Origin of the sequence: Chitinophaga dinghuensis (assembly GCF_003259435.1) — a bacterium.
Classification (GTDB): Bacteria; Bacteroidota; Bacteroidia; order Chitinophagales; family Chitinophagaceae; genus Chitinophaga; species Chitinophaga dinghuensis.
Map to the genome: position 1 here is coordinate 844,819 of NZ_QLMA01000001.1, position 16,297 is coordinate 861,115.

The following is a 16,297-nucleotide window of genomic DNA, read 5'->3' on the forward strand; positions in this document are numbered from 1 at the left end:
ATTTACTACCTTTTGTAGCGTAATTCCAGTACCCCGTTTTTGTTTTTCTTCAGATGTGTTAGTTCAAATTGACGTAGGTGCTGTACGCCGCCAAACAAAGGAATGCCAGCTCCAAGTACGATGGGGAATTGTGCAATATGTAATTCATCGATAAGATCTGCGGCCAGCAATACGGTGTTGATCTGACTACCGCCGATTAACCAGATATCTTTTCCTGGTTTGTTTTTCAAATGCTTTACAAACCTTACCATGTCTCCATCTACAAAATGAACATAAGGGGCGATGGAAATGTTTGCACTTTTGGTGAAAACGTAATTGGTCTTTTCTTTGTAAGGAAAAGGATCAGCCAATTGTAATACATGCTTGTACGTTTGGTTACCCATTAGCGTAACATCAATTTCCTCCAGGAATTCGGCATAACCATAATCGTTTCCGTCTTCGTTGGGGAAGTTGAGAAGCCAGTCGATATTACCTTCTTTTGTCGCAATGTAGCCATCAAGTGTGATGGCAATGTAGAGTTTTAATTTGCGCATTCTTTCTGATTTTAGGGCGACAAGAGTACTGCAATTTTTAATTCAAAACAAAAGATAATCTCCATATCATTCTGCTCTAAAGATTTTGCTAATTTTGCGCTATGATTTTGAAAAAACTGGTTACCGCATTTAGGGCTGCCTTTCAAACACTCATTGCAAATGACCCGCTGCGATTAGCGGGCGCCACTGCATTTTTCACCACTTTTGCACTCCCCGCCATATTGGTAATTCTCATACAATTGCTTAGATTAATTTTTCGCTTACCGCATTCCGGCAAGCGTTTATTTGAGCAGCTCAGCGGTATCATCGGCGTAGAAACGACCGACATGGTTCGAGGTACATTACATGCTATCCGCGGTATTGCACAGAATGAAATTATCACTGCATTAGGATTTTTATTTCTCCTCTTTGTGGCTACTACATTATTTAAAGTAATCAGTAGTTCATTGAATCAATTGTGGAATCTGAGGGTAGTACACAAGGAAAATTTCTGGCGCATTTTACTCGCCAGATTGAAGGGGCTGATGGTGATCTGTTTCATTGGAATAATATTTCTGATAGACTTGGTTGCCAGTGCTGCACAGCGTTTTATTGCTGCTATCATTGCTAATTTTCTTCCTGCGCTCAGCGGATATTTCAACAGTGCGTTGAATTATGCGATCTCTGTGGTAACTGTCACTTTATGGTTTTCTATGGTATTTTATTTTTTACCGGCAGGAAGGCCAACCAAAAAAATACTGTTTACTGGTGCATTTGTAACGAGCATTCTGTTTAATATCGGTAAGCTGATACTTAGATTGGCACTGAATTACAGTAGTATCAATAACATCTATGGCGCTTCTGCCTCTACTGTTTTATTGTTGCTTTTTGTATTTTATACCGCTATGATTTTCTATTTCGGCGCAGCGTTTACCCAATCCTGGGCGCATGTAAACGGAGAGCGTATTATTCCACGCAGACATGCCGCCAGCTATCAGTTGACCATGATCGATAAATAATGCTTATTCAATGATGGTCTGAAAATCCTTATTCAGTGCGATTTTCCCTTCGGTAGGAGCCCCATCTGGTTGTTGCAGACCTTTGATTTTTCCTGTTTTACCCTTTGTAATCAGATCGGTAATTTGTTTGTCGGATAATTTCTTTCCAAATATTTCGAAAGGTACTTTAAAGCCGCAAACGCTGAAATTACTGCAACCATACGCCGTATTTCCTTTCTTCAGCGGATGAGATTTACATTTCGGACATTGCAGCTCCTGCATGTCTGGCGCAGGTTTTTTGGGCGCGCGCGGTTTCTTTGTTTTCTCCTCTTCTGGCGGCGCTTCTGGCGCAACAGTAATTACTTTGTAGGAATTGGTTTTAACTTCTTTGGTGAGATCTACTACCATCTGGATCAGTTCCTGTTTAAAAGTCTCCATCGCATATTCGCCTTTTTCTATCAGGCGCAGTTTGCGTTCCCACTGACCGGTGAGTTCAGGACTTTTCAGAATTTCCGTCTGGATCGTGTCTATCAAATCCATACCTGTTTGTGTGGCATAGATATTTTTTTTCTTTTTGTCGATATACTTCCTTTTGAACAGCGTTTCGATAATAGCAGCCCGGGTGGAGGGGCGACCGATGCCGTTGTCTTTCAGGAGGTCTCTCATTTCCTCATCTTCTACCTGTTTGCCTGCGGTTTCCATCGCACGAAGCAATGTTGCTTCCGTATAGGCTTTAGGAGGAGTTGTTTTCCCTTTATGTACGCGTGGTTCATGCGGACCTGATTCTCCCACTGTAAATTCAGGAATAATTTTTTCGCCTTCTTCCTCTTCGTCTTTCTGGATATCGTTGGCGTATACTTCTTTCCAGCCTGGTTCCAGGATCTGTTTACCGGTGGCTTTGAATTCCACCTGTCCTACTTTTCCCAGTACGGTGGTATTGGAAATTTTACATTCCGGATAGAAGGCTGCTATAAAGCGACGTGCAACGAGATCGTATATACGTTTTTCTTCCAGCGAGAGACCTTGCGGGTAAACGCCGGTAGGAATTATCGCATGGTGATCTGTTACTTTCTTGTCATCGAAGACTGTTTTCAGCTTTGGAATGGGATTGGCCAGGATAGGTGCTGTGAGCGCCGCATAAGGCGTCATATCCTGGAGAATGCCCGGGATTTTAGGGTGCAGATCCTCAGAGAGGTAGGTGGTATCTACTCTTGGGTAGGTCACCAATTTTTTCTCGTAGAGGCTCTGGATATATTTCAGCGTATCGTCTGCGGAGAAAGCGAATTTTTTGTTGGCGTCCACTTGCAGAGCGGTAAGGTCGTACAGGCGTGGATTTCCTTCCTTTCCGTCTTTTCTTTCGAAGCTGGTGATTTCGAAGAGATGCTCCTTCAGGTAGGCGAGGCCTTTATTGGCTTTTTCTATATTCTTCAGACGTTCAATTGTTGCTGTGAATTCTGTTTCCCGGTAGATGGTTTTGAGTTCCCAATATTCTTCAGAAACGAAGGCGTTGATTTCTTTTTGGCGGGCCACGATCATGGCGAGGGTAGGGGTTTGTACTCGTCCGATGGAGAGTACTACTTTTCCTACAGCAAATTTCTTGGTAAACAGGCGGGTGGCATTCATGCCTAGCAGCCAGTCGCCGATGGCGCGTGCACTTCCGGCAGCATACAGATTATTGTATTGTTCGCTGTCTTTCAGGTGCTGAAAGCCGTTACGTATAGCCTCTTCCGTTAGGGATGAAATCCACAGTCGTTTGATAGGGGCCGTACAACGGGCTTTCAGCAATACCCATCGTTGAATCAGTTCTCCTTCCTGGCCGGCATCGCCGCAGTTAATCACTTCTTCGCACTGTTGAACCAGTTGTTCTATGATTTTAAACTGTTTTTCGACGCCGCTATTTTCGATCAGTTTAATACCGAAGCTGGGCGGGATCATGGGTAGATCTTCCAGTCGCCAGTATTTCCACTGATCATAGTAATCATGTGGTTCTTTCAGTGTACAGAAATGCCCGAATGTCCAGGTGACCTGGAATCCATTTCCTTCATAATATCCATCCTTTCTTTGCTTCGCGCCGATAACGGTGGCGATATCGCGGGCTACGCTGGGCTTTTCTGCAATACAAACCTTCATACCTGAATTAAAGTCCGAAGATAAGGAAAGCCTGAAAATTATTTTGCGAGGTAACCAGTTTGAGTGGCTTCCATCATAGTGGCGGTAGCAGGAGCGTTGGATAATTGGTCTGCGCCTGCATCGAGCGGAGCTTTGCGGGGTTGACCATCCATATCTGTAGAAACGCCTGCTATGGCTTGTTTGCAGGCGCCTATTGCCGGGCTGCCGCTGGTAAGATGCCAGATGCCGTTATTGTCTTTTACGAGTTTAGGATCTGTCATGCGTGCGCCGGTGGCGGGCATGTCTCCATTGCCGCTTACTTGCCAGAGGATGTTGCCGGTCCATACGGCGCCGGGGAAAGTACCTCTGATATCGGCTGCTTTCCCACCGCCCTGGATAATATTCCAGGCAATGGTAACGGCGGTGGCGCCGAGGCCATCTTTGCGATCCGACATCAGGATATTGGCGTGATTGTTAACCAGCGTATTGAAGGCGATGAGAACAGAATCGGGCCTGTCGTGGCAGGTAAGGAGAGATCCGGTGGCTACTTCTCCGTCGCCATTGCCGATATTAATACCTATTTCACAGTTTTCGAAGTAGTTGCTGTGGATGATATGATGATCTCCGAATATACGAAGGCCGGGTGTTTGAGTAAAATAGTTGCCATAGACCTGGCAGTAGTTGCCATGGCGGAGTGTGAACTGTGCTTTACAATTGCGGATGGTATTGTAGCGAAGGGTAACGGCAGATGATTTTACAGAGATGAGTTCATTTTCACCTGCGCAGGCTTCAAAAACGTTGTACTCCACGATACTGTTACTGTTGCTCATACTGAATCCGCTAAGTCCGAACTGCAGGGCTTCTGCGCCGTTTCCTGTTTGTGGCTGGAAGTCGTTGAAGTAGTTATGATGAATCCAGAGTCGTTCTGCGATTTGGCTTCCCTGGCCACGAACGGCAATGAATCTCCCCATACTATTCTTATGTTGGAAGGTGTTATAGTCTACTTGATGGTCGCTACCGGCGAGGAGTAGATATTCGCCATCGCCGGTAGTCTGGAAGACGTTCCGGGTAAAGCGGCAAAAACTGGTGCCTGGAGCGGTTTTAGTATGATTGGATTTATGGGTGAATTTAAACCATTTAATGTCTACGTATTTAGCTGGAGCGATGACCATGAAACCGCCGTTTCCGGTGATTTCGGCGCCTGCGGGGGAGGCGGACCGGATAATAATATGAGCGCTATTAGTACCGGCGCAGGCGATGGTAAGATCTGTGCTGGTGGTATATACGCCGTCTGCGAGGATGATTTCATCTCCTGGGTGTGCTTTGTTGACGGCGGTTTGTAGCGCATCGATAGAATTGACGCGGATGGTTTCTGCGAGCGACGGTAAGGTGGCGCAGGAGGCAAAGGTGAATGCGGCGATAGCAGCAATTTTTCTCATGTTGAGGAATGGATTAAGACAGTGATGGCACTAAAATAGTGATTATTGCAAACGATTGCAATAAAGGTGTGAAAAAATAAAATTGATAATGGAATTAATTTCTCAGCATATGTTTCCATTTGTTTTCCAGGATATTGCGAAGATTATCGCATAAATCCGTGAAGGAATTGGGTTTGGTCATGAAGAATTGAGCGCCCAGGTCCATGGCATCGTTAAAATCCTCTCTTAGGGTGGAAGTGGAGAGCATGATGATCTGGGTGAGTTTGAGGTGAGCGATTTTTTTGAGAGCGGTGAGGCATTCTTTCCCGTTCATTACTGGCATATTGATATCCAGGAAAATAAAATCAGGGATGGAGATGCTGTTGTTTTGTAGTTTGGAGATGGCTTCTACTCCGCTTTCAAAAGTAAGCGCAAGGCTTTCAGGAGATACTTCCTGAAGTGCGTCACAGAACAATTGTCTGTCATCTGCATCATCATCTATCATCAGAATCGTGCGCTTAATCATACTTGTGTTTTTGAAATGAGGACCGGTTTTCTTGTGTATGGTTTTTCAAAGGTATCCTTATCAAAGGCATTGGTCTGATAAAGATAATCATTTGATCCGGTAAAAACTATATTTTTTCTGCGGTGATAATGCAGTGAAATGATTCGCGGATTACCATGCAGAGGAGTGAATGCAAGTTAATCTCCTTTGTAAATAAATAGGGTGATGTAATAGTTTTTAACATTTTTTTATTCATTCAAAGTATTTATGAATTACCTTTGCGCGCAACTGACTGTAGCTCCATCTCATGCGAAAAAAACTCATCACGATATTGTTGTTGCTCACCTGGTTTTGCCAGTTGTCGGGCCGCTATTTCGTTATGTTGGAGTTTTATGTGAGTCAGCAATACATTGCTGCCAATTTATGTGAAAACCGTGACAAGCCTAAGTTACATTGTAATGGTAAATGTCATTTGCGTAAGCAGTTGAGTGCAGAAGAAAAGCGTAACGAAGAAAATCCGGAGCGCAGAGCAGAGCATAAAAGTGAGGTTTTTCATGCCGGTAATCATCTTGCTATTACTTTCCAGGCAACTACATTTAGTACGCAGCAACAATTCAAAATACCTATCACCATTGGTTCTCCTGTAGATCAACCTACTGCTGTATTTCACCCGCCTGCTACGGCTTGATTACATCCATCTTTCTTTCTATTTCTTTTTATTAACGACAACTATTGTTGCGACATCATTTGTATGTCCATCTGATAGCTTGTTTTCAACATTTTTTCTCTTTTACTGCCGACATTGATTCGGCGGGAGGGATTGCTATTGCTCATACTTAAGCTATTCATACCATGAATATTAAATTCGTTTTCATTTATATACTTGTTATTTCCGCTATTGTACTCCAGTCATGTTCCCGTAAAGATGAAGTGGCGCCTGCAGGCGGAGGAGAGATGTCTACCTTGTCTGTTCAATTCGACAATATTGTGGGCGCAAAGAAGTTGCAGTTGAATACCGGCACTTATGTAAATGCCAGTGGAGAAACCTTTAAAATATCCTTGTTACAGTATTACATCAGTAATATTCAGCTGAAGGATGCAGCTGGAAAAACCTTTGTAGTACCGCAGGACAGCAGTTACTTTCTGATTAAGGAGGGGAATGGTCCATCACAATTTGCCAAAGTACGGGTGCCAACGGGAGATTACTATACGCTCAGTTTTGTGTTGGGAGTAGATAGTTTACGCAATACGATGGATATCAGCAAACGTACAGGTGTACTGGATCCTGCAACGGGTATGGATAATGGTATGTACTGGAGTTGGAACAGCGGGTATATTTTCTTCAAGATGGAAGGAACCGCAGATGCTGTGCCGGCGGACCCTTCCGGGCAGCATAAATTTCGTTATCACATCGGGGGCTTTGGCGGATATAGCGCACCTACCATCAATAATGTAAAAACAATCACCATTGATTTGCGCAATGGCGGTATTCCCAAGGTACGCGTGGGCCGGGAAGCGAATGTGCATCTGATGGTGGATGTGTTGAAAGTATTTGATGGAAGTACGCGTGTAAGTCTTGCTAAAAATTCTTCTGTCATGTTCAGTGATTTTTCGACACTCGTTGCGAATAACTATATAAACATGTTCTTCCATGACCATACAGAAAACTAGTGGCTATGTATCGTAAACATTTGATAGTACTGCTTTGTGTAAATATTATATTGTTTGCATGCAGTAGAAAAAATGATACTGCTCCGTTATTTGCCGGCTTTCAACCGCCGGCAAATTTCCCTGCCCCGGTGTATGATCTGGCAAAGAATCCTGTTACCAGAGAAGGGTTTGAGTTAGGACGAAAATTATTTTATGAACCGAGGATGTCGAGGAATAATACGATATCCTGTGGAGATTGCCATTTGCAGACATCGGCATTCACCCATCATGGGCATGATGTGAGTCATGGTATTGATGACCGCTTAGGCAGCAGGAATGCGCCTCCCATCATGAATCTGGCCTGGCATCCGGCTTTCATGTTGGATGGAGGAATATTTGATTTGGATTTGCAGCCTATTGCGCCCATCATGAATCCGGTTGAAATGGATGAAACCATGGAGAATGTACTACAGAAGCTCAGGGGGATTCCTACTTATCCGGAATTATTCCGTAAAGCTTTTGGTACGCCGGAGATAACGACGGCCCGACTCACCAAAGCAATGTCGCAATTTATGGTGATGGTTGTGAGCAGTAATTCCAAGTACGACCGGGTGATGCGTGGGGAAGGAATGCAGTTTACAGCGGCAGAAAGCGCGGGCTACAAGGTGTTTCAGCAACAATGTAATAGTTGTCATAAGGAACCTTTGTTCAGTGATTTTTCCTATCGCAACAATGGTATCGGAGCGGGGCCTAATAATGATTTAGGGAGATACGATATCACGCTGAATGCAGGGGATAAATACAAATTCAAAGTGCCTAGTTTGCGTAATCTTGGCTTTACGGCTCCTTATATGCATGATGGCCGTTTTTACGCCTTAGCGGGAGTATTGGATCATTATACCCATGAGGTGCAGGATATGCCCACGCTGGACCCTTTACTGAAAAATGGGCTGCCCTTATCCGCAACAGACAAAGAATACCTGCTGGCATTTCTGCAAACGCTGAATGACACAACATTTATTAATGACCGAAGATTTTCTGAACAGCCGTAAAGTGCGCTGCAAAAGCTTTGCAGATAACATTTTTGTGGATGCAAGAAGGATTTGCAAGGCGTTCCTTTTAAGGAAGATGGAAAGTTTTCGGAATAACATTAGCACATCATGAAGAAAATAATATTAACATTCATCTTATCAATACTAACGCTAACGGGCATACGAGCATGCGATATCTGTGGCTGTGGCGTCGGGAGTTATTATCTGGGTATTCTCCCGGATTTTAGTAAGCGCTTTGTTGGCCTGCGCTATCAGTATAAAACACTGCAATCTCACCTGGGGCCACATGGTACTACCTCTTATCTCACCACTGCCGAAACTTATCAAACAGCGGAATTATGGGGAGGTTGGAACCTGGGAAAACGTTTCCGGATATTGGGCTTTGTACCAATGAACTTTAACAGTAAAAGTAATCAGGGAATAGTGCAACGTCAGTCTGGACTTGGAGATATTGCGGTGATCGGATTTTATAATCTGTTGGATAAACAGCAAACAGTAGGGAACGGTAAACTGCTGGTACAGTCGCTCTGGGTAGGGGCTGGTATTAAAGGTCCTACCGGGCGATATGAACAAGCCGCTAAACAAGCCGGAGGCGAATCTCCCAATAACTATCAACTTGGAACAGGGAGCATGGATTTTACCATGAATGTCATGTATGATGTGCGATTAATGGATGCCGGCATCAATGCCAATTTGAGTTACAAGATGAATACCACTAATCATTACGACTATCGTTATGGCAATAAGTTTACCGCGAATATACTGGCCTACTATAAATTCAGAGTAAGGGAAAAACTAACGCTGGCGCCGGATGCAGGCGTGTTATATGAGGCGGCTGCAAAAGATCTGGATGCGGGTATGCAGATGGATATTTCCGGCGGACATACGCTGATGGGCACCGTAGGGGCGGAAGTGACCATGGGTAAAATCAGTATTGGAGGGAATTTTCAGCCGGTGATTAATCAGTCGCTCGCCGAAATGAGGGTGAAAGCCGGTAACAGGATGATGATTCACACCACGGTGTTGTTTTAAAGATGGTCGAATTAAATATGCTTTATTCAGTATATTTAATTCATGAATAAAGCCCGTCTTGAAGCCTTTAGTGATGGCGTATTGGCCATCATCATCACCATCATGGTACTGGAAATAAAAGTTCCGCATGGAGCGGAATGGTCAGATTTACTGAAACAGTATCCGGTATTTTTCAGCTATATACTGAGTTTTATGTATGTCGGTATATACTGGTGTAATCATCATCACCTGTTGCATACTGTGAAACGTGTAACCTCCGGGATAATGTGGGCTAATATGCACCTGTTGTTTTGGTTATCATTGGTTCCTTTTGTGACTGGTTGGATGGGAGAAAATCATTTTGCACCCCACACTGTCACTGCTTATGCATTGGTGATGATATTATGTGGATCTGCATTTTCAGTACTGCAAATAGCTATCAAGAAAGCCAATCCTAACGAGGGTAGGTTGGGATTGGCTTTGGCCAAATTGCGCACTAAAGCTTATATATCCGTGGTAGGTTATTTAATCGCTATTGCACTCGCATTTGTAAATACCTTTTTCTCTGGGGTTATTCTTTTGCTGGTGGCGGTAATCTGGTTTATCCCGTCGAAAGCGGTAGAACAGGCGCTGGAAGAAGAGCAACAAGGATAATCAAATCCTGCTGGCGACAAAATTGTTATAGTGGCTTGCTCGAGCTGTTCTGTTTTCATTTTGTCTGGCTTTTTTTCATGAAAAGAGATCCATAGCATGGTTACATGCTATGAGATGAGGTATGGTATGGTAGGGTGTTGTATTGTATTGTATTGTATTGTATTGTATTGTATTGTATTGTGTTGTGTTGTGTTGTATTGTATGGTTTAAGTTAGGATAACTATAACGGCAATACGAATATTGCATAAGACCTATCATGAAAATACTATTCTCACCATTTTGTTGCCGTCCCTTCCTTGTAAATACTTATAGGATCATTGTAATTGAAACTATTATGGGTATAATGGCATAGCGGTTAAGACATAGGTTTCGTGCTGTTGCATTAATCCATGACATCTATAGTGGCAATACCAGCAATGGAACAGTAGTATTCCAGGCTAATCGTTGTGTGACGCTTTTTTGGAAGAAAGATAATATGCTGTTGTTTTTGCGATGAATGGTGATAATCACATCTGCATGATGCGCTTGTGCAAAGTTGTTAATAGCAGAAGCCACATTATTGCTGGTGTCATAATGGTATTCCACGTTATATTTATCCAGCAGGTCGTGCATGAGTTGGATCTCATCTCTTAACTCGGTGGTATAGCGTTCATTGCGAGCCAGATTAATCACCAGTACATGCCCCTGTAGTAAATCAAGTACACGGATCAGGTGTTCTTTACCTGCTTCTTTGAAGGTGGTAAGATCTATTGCCAGCACAATTTTTTTAGGAATGGTGATTGGGGCATCCACAGGAATCAACATGAGCGGCATATTGATCTGGGCCATCGTGCGAATGGCAGTACTGCCTACCAATACTTTTTCCAGGTTGGATTTTCCTTTCATACCCATCACAGTCAAACGTACATCCTCATTTTTACTGATCTCATCCAGTACTTCATTAATGGGAAGATTAGTACTGATACTGCGGATGGTAGTTGATTCACTGGTGATTACACTGAGTTTGGTTTGCCAATCCTGCAATAGTTTTTCGCTATCCGCCTGCAAATCGGGAATGCTCATGGCCACCACTGGTTGGTTGGCAAGTGCGGTAGGATTCAGGAAATAACTATTGAGTAGAATTAGTTGCTGGGTATTATAATATTTGGCCAGAAAGCAGGCATACTCGGCTGCATGAAAGGCTGTGTCGGAGAAGTCGGTCAGAACCAGAATAGTTTGCATATGATTAGATATTAACTATATTGAAAGAACAATCGAACATCATTATGGTTTTTATAAAGCAGGAAGAGAGTTGCTTCGTCAAGAGAAATACTACCGTTGAGGTGTGTATTTAAAAAGACGGCGATTGCAGGGACTGCTACAAAGAGTATTTCAAGATATAAAAAAATCGTGTCATGCGCGCAATAATAATTTATCAACCAGGAGCTCCCTCCATGCTACAATTGAAAGAAAGACAGCAACCTATAGCAGGAGCAGGCGAGGTATTGATAAAAGTACATGCTGCCGGCGTGAACCGCCCGGATATAGCGCAGCGCAAAGGAAATTATGCAGCCCCTCCAGGTGCGCCGAAAGAAATACCAGGCCTGGAAGTGGCCGGAGAGATTGAAGCAATCGGAGAAGGTGTAGATAGGTGGAAAGTCGGCGATAAAGTATGTGCGCTTATTGCAGGCGGCGGTTACGCGGAATATGTTGTTGCGCCGGCAGGGCAATGTTTACCTGTGCCCGCAGGTTGGGATTTCATACAGGCATGTACGTTACCCGAAACGGTATTCACTGTTTGGCATAATGTTTTTCAGCGGGGCCATCTGCAGCCGGGAGAGCATCTGCTGGTACATGGAGGTAGTAGTGGCATTGGTATTACCGCTGTTCAACTGGCGGTAGCAGCAGGCTCGAAAGCCTATGCTACTGCGGGAACAGATGCGAAATGTGCTGCCGTGATGGCTTTAGGAGCTACTTTATGCGTGAACTACAGAACTACTGATTTCGTAGAGGCGTTGAGGGGAGAGGGGATTGATGTAATATTAGATATGGTAGGAGGAGATTATATTCCTAAAAACATCAATTTGTTGAGAGAAGAAGGCCGGTTGGTGTTTATCAATGTAATGCGGGGACATAAAGAAATGCTGGATGCCCTTGCAGTGATGCAGAAACGACTGACCATCACAGGAAGTACCCTGCGTAGCCGGGATTTGAAATTCAAAGCGGCGCTGGCAGCTGATGTAGAAAAGCATGTATGGCCATGGATTGAACAAGGAAAGTTCAAACCGGTGATATATAAGGTCTTTCCGCTGGGAGAAGCCGCTGCTGCCCATCAATTAATGGAAAGCAGTGAACATGTGGGAAAAATTGTACTCCAGGTGATTTAATCAGCAATCGTAATTGGAGATTTCTATCAGTTTACGAATATCCAGGATTTCAATCTTACGGCCCTGGGTATTAATGATAGCAGCCTCTTTGAATTCTTTAAGGAATCGTACCACGTTTTCCTTGGCAGTGCCAACAATACTCGCCAAATCCGTACGGGAAATATTAATTATTACTGGCGCACCAGACGTATGATCATCCTTGTATTTTTCTCTTAATACAATGAGGGCAATAGCCAACCTTTCTTTAACAGATCGTTGTGCAAAGACAGATATCGTATTGCTGAGTACCGCAAATTCATGACTCAAGGCCTTTAAAAGTCGCTGCGTAAGTATAGGCGATTGCGCTAAAGCAGCCAAAAAGTCCTCTTTTGGAACGAAATCCAGCACACAATCTTCGAGGGCGGCAGCTGAATCTGGGTACCTGTCTTCACCCAAAATGGCATGATATCCGATTATTTCTCCCGTATTAGCAACATATATAATCTGTTCTTTCCCGTCTTTGTCTGCCTTATATTTCTTTATTTTACCATGTTTAATGAAATATATTCCGGCCGGAATTCCCCCCTCTTTAAAGATGAGTTCTCCCTTTTCAAATGCTTGCTCCTGCCGGTTTTGGCATAGCATTTCATACTCTTCCTCCGGAAGGTGCTGAAAGATGGATTGTGACTTGAAATTCCATTTATCTATCGGAAAAATGCCAGTTAAGCTCATACACACAATTTACCCAACCCTAAAAAAATTGATTTTTATCAACGCAACAGGTTGAATGCAAAGTTAACTTTGCAGGATGGAATTATCAACAGAGGCAGGAATTAGTGAAAGATTGGTGAAACCGAACTGTTTTTTGAATGATGGAGCGTTTGACTGGCTGTACCCTGAGCGGATACAGCGTTTGTCCAGACGTCACTGGACGCCGCTAGGAGTGGCAAAAGCATCTGCCAGATTCCTGGCAAATAAGCCAGGAGCAAAGATCCTGGATATTGGCAGTGGGGTGGGGAAATTTTGCCTGGTAGGCGGACATTACTTCCCGGATGCCTATTTTTACGGAGTGGAACAAAGGGAAGAATTGCATCAGATTGCCCTGGAAGCCAGAGATATGACGGGAAAATTTAATGTGGAATTCATTCACGGCAACTTTACCCACCTGGATATGGACGATTTCGATAATTTCTACTTTTATAACTCCTTTTTTGAAAATCTGGATCATAATGACAGAATTGATCACCAGATAGCATATTCTCCGAGCTTATACGTCTATTACTGTAAGTATCTGTTTAAATTGCTCGATGCAAGACCCTCAGGCACCCGCCTGGTTACTTTTCACAGCCTGGGAGATGAAATTCCTCCCGCATACCACCTCGTGGAATCCTCTATTGATACCCTGTTGAAAATGTATATTAAAAAATAATTGATAAGCGATAAATATAAGCATGATGAAAGCAGAAGGAAATATTGTCCCGATGGTAATGAGTCAAATTAAGAAAGGTGAAAGCTACGCAGAAGTAGAATCAATCATTCAGAATGCTGTAAGTACTCTGTCTGAACCAAACAAACTGGCATCCTTGGAAAAATTGCATGCCGAACTGGACGCAATGAATCCGCTGGACTTTAACAGCACGGAATGGAATGCCTGCCGTTACGCGAGAATGTATCTCCGTACCCAGATGGCCGAAGCTATCTGAGTTCAGAAAAATGGTATTTTTATTGAAAATCTTATGCCTGACCAGGCAGTAACTAAAGCCTTCCCATTCGGAAGGCTTTAGTTTTTCCGGAAATCTGTTGGCCGGGAATGCGTAAATTCCTGAAAAGCATCACTAAATGAACTAATAGACGTATATCCTACCGCATAGGCAATATCACTCACCGGCCGCGATGTCTTCAATATCATCTCAATCGCCTTTACCATACGCAATGTCCGCAGAAACTGCAGAAAGGATATATGCATGGAAGATTGAAACAACCGGGACATAGACCGCTGACTAAGATTAAAATGCTTACTCACACTCTCCAGCGTCAGGCGTTCTCCAATATTTTTCTCCAGGTATTTAATAATATGTTGCATCTGATCATCATCTGTGGTAGGCAAAATGATCGGCAATGCCTTGTTATTTAATTGTGGCAGTAGTTTCTTCAGCGATACTAAAAATTCGAAATTATAATCCTTACGCGTTACATGATAGCCATCCCAGCGCTCGGTATAATTAATCATTTGTATCAGCAACTCGCTGGCAGGGTAAATACCTAACTGACTGTAAAATGGGTCTGTATCATCGTCGTGGGAATAAAAATAAAGGGAACGTAATACAGTGGCCGAATAACCAATACGCAATATATGAGGCATGCCCTGCGGTACCCAGAAGAAATGTCTGGCAGGTATTACATATGTCTTATAATCTATTGTTATATACGCAATTCCTCCCTCCACATAACTCAACTGCCCCTTATTATGCTTATGCAGCGGAATCAGTTTCTCCGATTTCTCATGCATTACAAACACAGCATTACGCTGCTTGTTAATCTCCGGTAAGGATGCAATCAACCCCATTTTTTCAACATTTTAACCCGCCACAAAGGTAAAAATTTAAATTGGCCGGAATCATGAAAAAATTGACTATTTATCAGAAAGGGCAAATTATTTACTGTTCTAATTTTGCGTCGGATATGGATGATAGTATCTAATTTTTATGAATTACAAACATCGGATTATTGCCACCTGTATGATTTTGGCAATCCACTCATTACCCATTTACGCGCAGGAACACAACGCTGCCCTAAATGATACCCTGAATATAACATTGCCGGAAGCCTGGCAAAAAGCGGAAGCCTACAGCCGCGCCATCGCCATCAAAAAGAAAGCTACCGACATCGCCGGAGAAGAAATCAAAGATGCTAAGATGGAAAGACTACCAGAAGTGGAAGTCATGGCCAGCGCGGAGAAAGCGACCAACATCCCCATCTACGGAAATGGTATCTTCTCCAAACCTACAGAACAGCATGAAGTGATTCACAATCTCTACAAAGCCAGCGCTGATTTCTACTTCAATATTTACAATGGGAACAAGCTAAACCTGAAAATTGAGGAAGACAAAGTATTACATCAGTTATCCGCTATTCATCAGGAAGAAACTGTTTCCCAGATCAGATATCAGACGGCTGCTTTGTTCCTGGAATTACAACAGGCGCAGATCTTCAGGGAACTTATCCTAAAAGATATTGCCGATCAGGAAAAGCAATTGCAGGAAATCAGAACCTTTCACCGCAACGGTACTGTCCTGAAAAGCGATGTACTTCGTGTGGAACTGGATCTTTCCAAACGTAAGCTGACACTGGTGAAAATTGAGAATGATATACTCATCGCCAATCAGAAATTAAATATCATTTTGGGAGAGCCGGACGACAGGCCCGTACATCCGGATTGCGCTGTGATGGTTGAAAACAACGGGTCTTACAATGATTACCTTGCCGCTGCACTCCATCATTCATATATGTACCACATATCTGAACAGCAAACAGCAATTAGTCGTCTTCACCTGGAGCAGGTACGTGCAAATGTTCGTCCGAAAGTGGGACTGTATGGAGACTTCTGGTATTCGAACCCGCAGATATTCCTTTATCCATACAATCCCAGCTGGTATTCCGTCGGGATTGGCGGTGTGAAAGTATCGTTTCCGATATCTTCTCTTTATCATAATGCGCACAAGGTAAGTGCAGCAAAACTGGAATATGAAAAGGAAGAAGAAACGCATAAGGATACAGAAGATAAAGTGCGTCAACAGGTGAAAGAAGCATTCTTAAGATACAGAGAATCGCTGGTGCAGATAGATGTCGCCACCACCAATGTGACCCGTGCAGAGGAGAATGCACGCATCATCAAAAGTGCTTATTTTCATCAGGCATCCCTCGTTACAGACCTGCTGGATGCTGATGTACAACTGCTGCAAACGCGCTTTGAGCTGGCCGCAGCAAAGATACTCTCCCAAAATAAATACTACTTACTCCAGCATATCACAGGTACGCTATAA

17 protein-coding genes are annotated in these 16,297 nt (G+C 43.4%); 10 read left to right on the forward strand and 7 right to left on the reverse strand.

Annotated features, from left to right (window positions below):
* Window positions 1-5: 5 nt before the first annotated feature.
* Complete coding sequence (locus CLV59_RS03520; protein ID WP_111590609.1) at window positions 6-533, reverse strand: dihydrofolate reductase family protein; 528 nt, start codon at window positions 531-533, stop codon at window positions 6-8.
* Window positions 534-634: 101 nt separating this feature from the next.
* Here CLV59_RS03520 and CLV59_RS03525 point away from each other — a divergent pair, with 101 nt between their 5' ends.
* On the forward strand, window positions 635-1,531 hold the full coding sequence (locus CLV59_RS03525; protein ID WP_111590610.1) for a YihY/virulence factor BrkB family protein: 897 nt from the start codon (window positions 635-637) through the stop codon (window positions 1,529-1,531).
* A 3-nt stretch (window positions 1,532-1,534) separates the two neighbouring features.
* Here the strand turns inward: CLV59_RS03525 and CLV59_RS03530 are convergent, their stop codons facing one another.
* The 3 genes from CLV59_RS03530 to CLV59_RS03540 all read right to left on the reverse strand — a co-directional run bounded on the left by CLV59_RS03530 (window position 1,535) and on the right by CLV59_RS03540 (window position 5,563).
* A complete protein-coding gene (locus tag CLV59_RS03530) occupies window positions 1,535-3,640 on the reverse strand; it encodes a type IA DNA topoisomerase (RefSeq protein WP_111590611.1) in 2,106 nt (701 codons plus the stop codon).
* A 38-nt stretch (window positions 3,641-3,678) separates the two neighbouring features.
* The gene (locus CLV59_RS03535; protein WP_111590612.1) at window positions 3,679-5,058 is read right to left on the reverse strand and encodes a polysaccharide lyase 6 family protein; all 1,380 of its coding nucleotides are present in this window, start codon (window positions 5,056-5,058) and stop codon (window positions 3,679-3,681) included.
* A gap of 94 nt (window positions 5,059-5,152) precedes the next feature.
* Window positions 5,153-5,563: a response regulator gene (locus tag CLV59_RS03540; protein ID WP_111590613.1), complete on the reverse strand. Its 411-nt coding sequence runs from the start codon at window positions 5,561-5,563 to the stop codon at window positions 5,153-5,155.
* 286 nt (window positions 5,564-5,849) lie between these two features.
* Here CLV59_RS03540 and CLV59_RS03545 point away from each other — a divergent pair, with 286 nt between their 5' ends.
* The 5 genes from CLV59_RS03545 to CLV59_RS03565 all read left to right on the forward strand — a co-directional run bounded on the left by CLV59_RS03545 (window position 5,850) and on the right by CLV59_RS03565 (window position 9,909).
* Window positions 5,850-6,230: a hypothetical protein gene (locus CLV59_RS03545; protein ID WP_111590614.1), complete on the forward strand. Its 381-nt coding sequence runs from the start codon at window positions 5,850-5,852 to the stop codon at window positions 6,228-6,230.
* Between the two features lie 164 nt (window positions 6,231-6,394).
* Window positions 6,395-7,213, forward strand: coding sequence for an MbnP family protein (locus CLV59_RS03550; protein ID WP_111590615.1), 819 nt, complete (start codon window positions 6,395-6,397; stop codon window positions 7,211-7,213).
* A gap of 5 nt (window positions 7,214-7,218) precedes the next feature.
* On the forward strand, window positions 7,219-8,244 hold the full coding sequence (locus CLV59_RS03555; RefSeq protein ID WP_111590616.1) for a cytochrome-c peroxidase: 1,026 nt from the start codon (window positions 7,219-7,221) through the stop codon (window positions 8,242-8,244).
* A 108-nt stretch (window positions 8,245-8,352) separates the two neighbouring features.
* Window positions 8,353-9,276: a transporter gene (locus tag CLV59_RS03560; protein WP_111590617.1), complete on the forward strand. Its 924-nt coding sequence runs from the start codon at window positions 8,353-8,355 to the stop codon at window positions 9,274-9,276.
* Between the two features lie 42 nt (window positions 9,277-9,318).
* Window positions 9,319-9,909: a TMEM175 family protein gene (locus tag CLV59_RS03565; RefSeq protein WP_111590618.1), complete on the forward strand. Its 591-nt coding sequence runs from the start codon at window positions 9,319-9,321 to the stop codon at window positions 9,907-9,909.
* 396 nt (window positions 9,910-10,305) lie between these two features.
* Here CLV59_RS03565 and CLV59_RS03570 read toward each other — a convergent pair whose 3' ends face one another.
* Window positions 10,306-11,130 carry a universal stress protein gene (locus CLV59_RS03570; protein ID WP_111590619.1) on the reverse strand — a complete coding sequence of 275 codons (825 nt, stop codon included), beginning with the start codon at window positions 11,128-11,130 and terminating at the stop codon, window positions 10,306-10,308.
* 173 nt (window positions 11,131-11,303) lie between these two features.
* Between CLV59_RS03570 and CLV59_RS03575 the strand changes: the two genes are divergently transcribed.
* Window positions 11,304-12,275, forward strand: a complete 972-nt coding sequence (locus tag CLV59_RS03575; RefSeq protein WP_111590620.1) for an NAD(P)H-quinone oxidoreductase — start codon at window positions 11,304-11,306, stop codon at window positions 12,273-12,275.
* On the opposite strand, the gene CLV59_RS03580 is transcribed toward CLV59_RS03575, so the two are convergent.
* Window positions 12,276-12,986, reverse strand: a complete 711-nt coding sequence (locus CLV59_RS03580; protein WP_111590621.1) for a Crp/Fnr family transcriptional regulator — start codon at window positions 12,984-12,986, stop codon at window positions 12,276-12,278.
* Between the two features lie 76 nt (window positions 12,987-13,062).
* On the opposite strand from CLV59_RS03580, the gene CLV59_RS03585 reads away from it, so the two are divergent.
* Both CLV59_RS03585 and CLV59_RS03590 read left to right on the forward strand, forming a co-directional pair.
* Window positions 13,063-13,683 (forward strand): class I SAM-dependent methyltransferase, encoded by a 621-nt coding sequence (locus CLV59_RS03585; protein WP_111590622.1) that lies wholly within the window; start codon window positions 13,063-13,065, stop codon window positions 13,681-13,683.
* A 22-nt stretch (window positions 13,684-13,705) separates the two neighbouring features.
* Window positions 13,706-13,957, forward strand: a complete 252-nt coding sequence (locus CLV59_RS03590) for a hypothetical protein (RefSeq protein WP_111590623.1) — start codon at window positions 13,706-13,708, stop codon at window positions 13,955-13,957.
* 77 nt (window positions 13,958-14,034) lie between these two features.
* Here the strand turns inward: CLV59_RS03590 and CLV59_RS03595 are convergent, their stop codons facing one another.
* Window positions 14,035-14,820 (reverse strand): AraC family transcriptional regulator, encoded by a 786-nt coding sequence (locus tag CLV59_RS03595; protein WP_111590624.1) that lies wholly within the window; start codon window positions 14,818-14,820, stop codon window positions 14,035-14,037.
* A gap of 139 nt (window positions 14,821-14,959) precedes the next feature.
* On the opposite strand from CLV59_RS03595, the gene CLV59_RS03600 reads away from it, so the two are divergent.
* Entirely contained in the window at window positions 14,960-16,297 is a 1,338-nt protein-coding gene (locus tag CLV59_RS03600) for a TolC family protein (RefSeq protein WP_111590625.1), read from the forward strand.

Excerpts from the sequence above, each read along its gene's own strand:
- CLV59_RS03520 (WP_111590609.1), bottom strand. The coding sequence starts at position 533 with ATGCGCAAATTAAAACTCTACATTGCCATCACACTTGATGGCTACATT.
- CLV59_RS03525 (WP_111590610.1), top strand. The coding sequence starts at position 635 with ATGATTTTGAAAAAACTGGTTACCGCATTTAGGGCTGCCTTTCAAACA.
- CLV59_RS03530 (WP_111590611.1), bottom strand. The coding sequence starts at position 3,640 with ATGAAGGTTTGTATTGCAGAAAAGCCCAGCGTAGCCCGCGATATCGCC.
- CLV59_RS03535 (WP_111590612.1), bottom strand. The coding sequence starts at position 5,058 with ATGAGAAAAATTGCTGCTATCGCCGCATTCACCTTTGCCTCCTGCGCC.
- CLV59_RS03540 (WP_111590613.1), bottom strand. The coding sequence starts at position 5,563 with ATGATTAAGCGCACGATTCTGATGATAGATGATGATGCAGATGACAGA.
- CLV59_RS03545 (WP_111590614.1), top strand. The coding sequence starts at position 5,850 with ATGCGAAAAAAACTCATCACGATATTGTTGTTGCTCACCTGGTTTTGC.
- CLV59_RS03550 (WP_111590615.1), top strand. The coding sequence starts at position 6,395 with ATGAATATTAAATTCGTTTTCATTTATATACTTGTTATTTCCGCTATT.
- CLV59_RS03555 (WP_111590616.1), top strand. The coding sequence starts at position 7,219 with ATGTATCGTAAACATTTGATAGTACTGCTTTGTGTAAATATTATATTG.
- CLV59_RS03560 (WP_111590617.1), top strand. The coding sequence starts at position 8,353 with ATGAAGAAAATAATATTAACATTCATCTTATCAATACTAACGCTAACG.
- CLV59_RS03565 (WP_111590618.1), top strand. The coding sequence starts at position 9,319 with ATGAATAAAGCCCGTCTTGAAGCCTTTAGTGATGGCGTATTGGCCATC.
- CLV59_RS03570 (WP_111590619.1), bottom strand. The coding sequence starts at position 11,130 with ATGCAAACTATTCTGGTTCTGACCGACTTCTCCGACACAGCCTTTCAT.
- CLV59_RS03575 (WP_111590620.1), top strand. The coding sequence starts at position 11,304 with ATGCGCGCAATAATAATTTATCAACCAGGAGCTCCCTCCATGCTACAA.
- CLV59_RS03580 (WP_111590621.1), bottom strand. The coding sequence starts at position 12,986 with ATGAGCTTAACTGGCATTTTTCCGATAGATAAATGGAATTTCAAGTCA.
- CLV59_RS03585 (WP_111590622.1), top strand. The coding sequence starts at position 13,063 with ATGGAATTATCAACAGAGGCAGGAATTAGTGAAAGATTGGTGAAACCG.
- CLV59_RS03590 (WP_111590623.1), top strand. The coding sequence starts at position 13,706 with ATGATGAAAGCAGAAGGAAATATTGTCCCGATGGTAATGAGTCAAATT.
- CLV59_RS03595 (WP_111590624.1), bottom strand. The coding sequence starts at position 14,820 with ATGGGGTTGATTGCATCCTTACCGGAGATTAACAAGCAGCGTAATGCT.
- CLV59_RS03600 (WP_111590625.1), top strand. The coding sequence starts at position 14,960 with ATGAATTACAAACATCGGATTATTGCCACCTGTATGATTTTGGCAATC.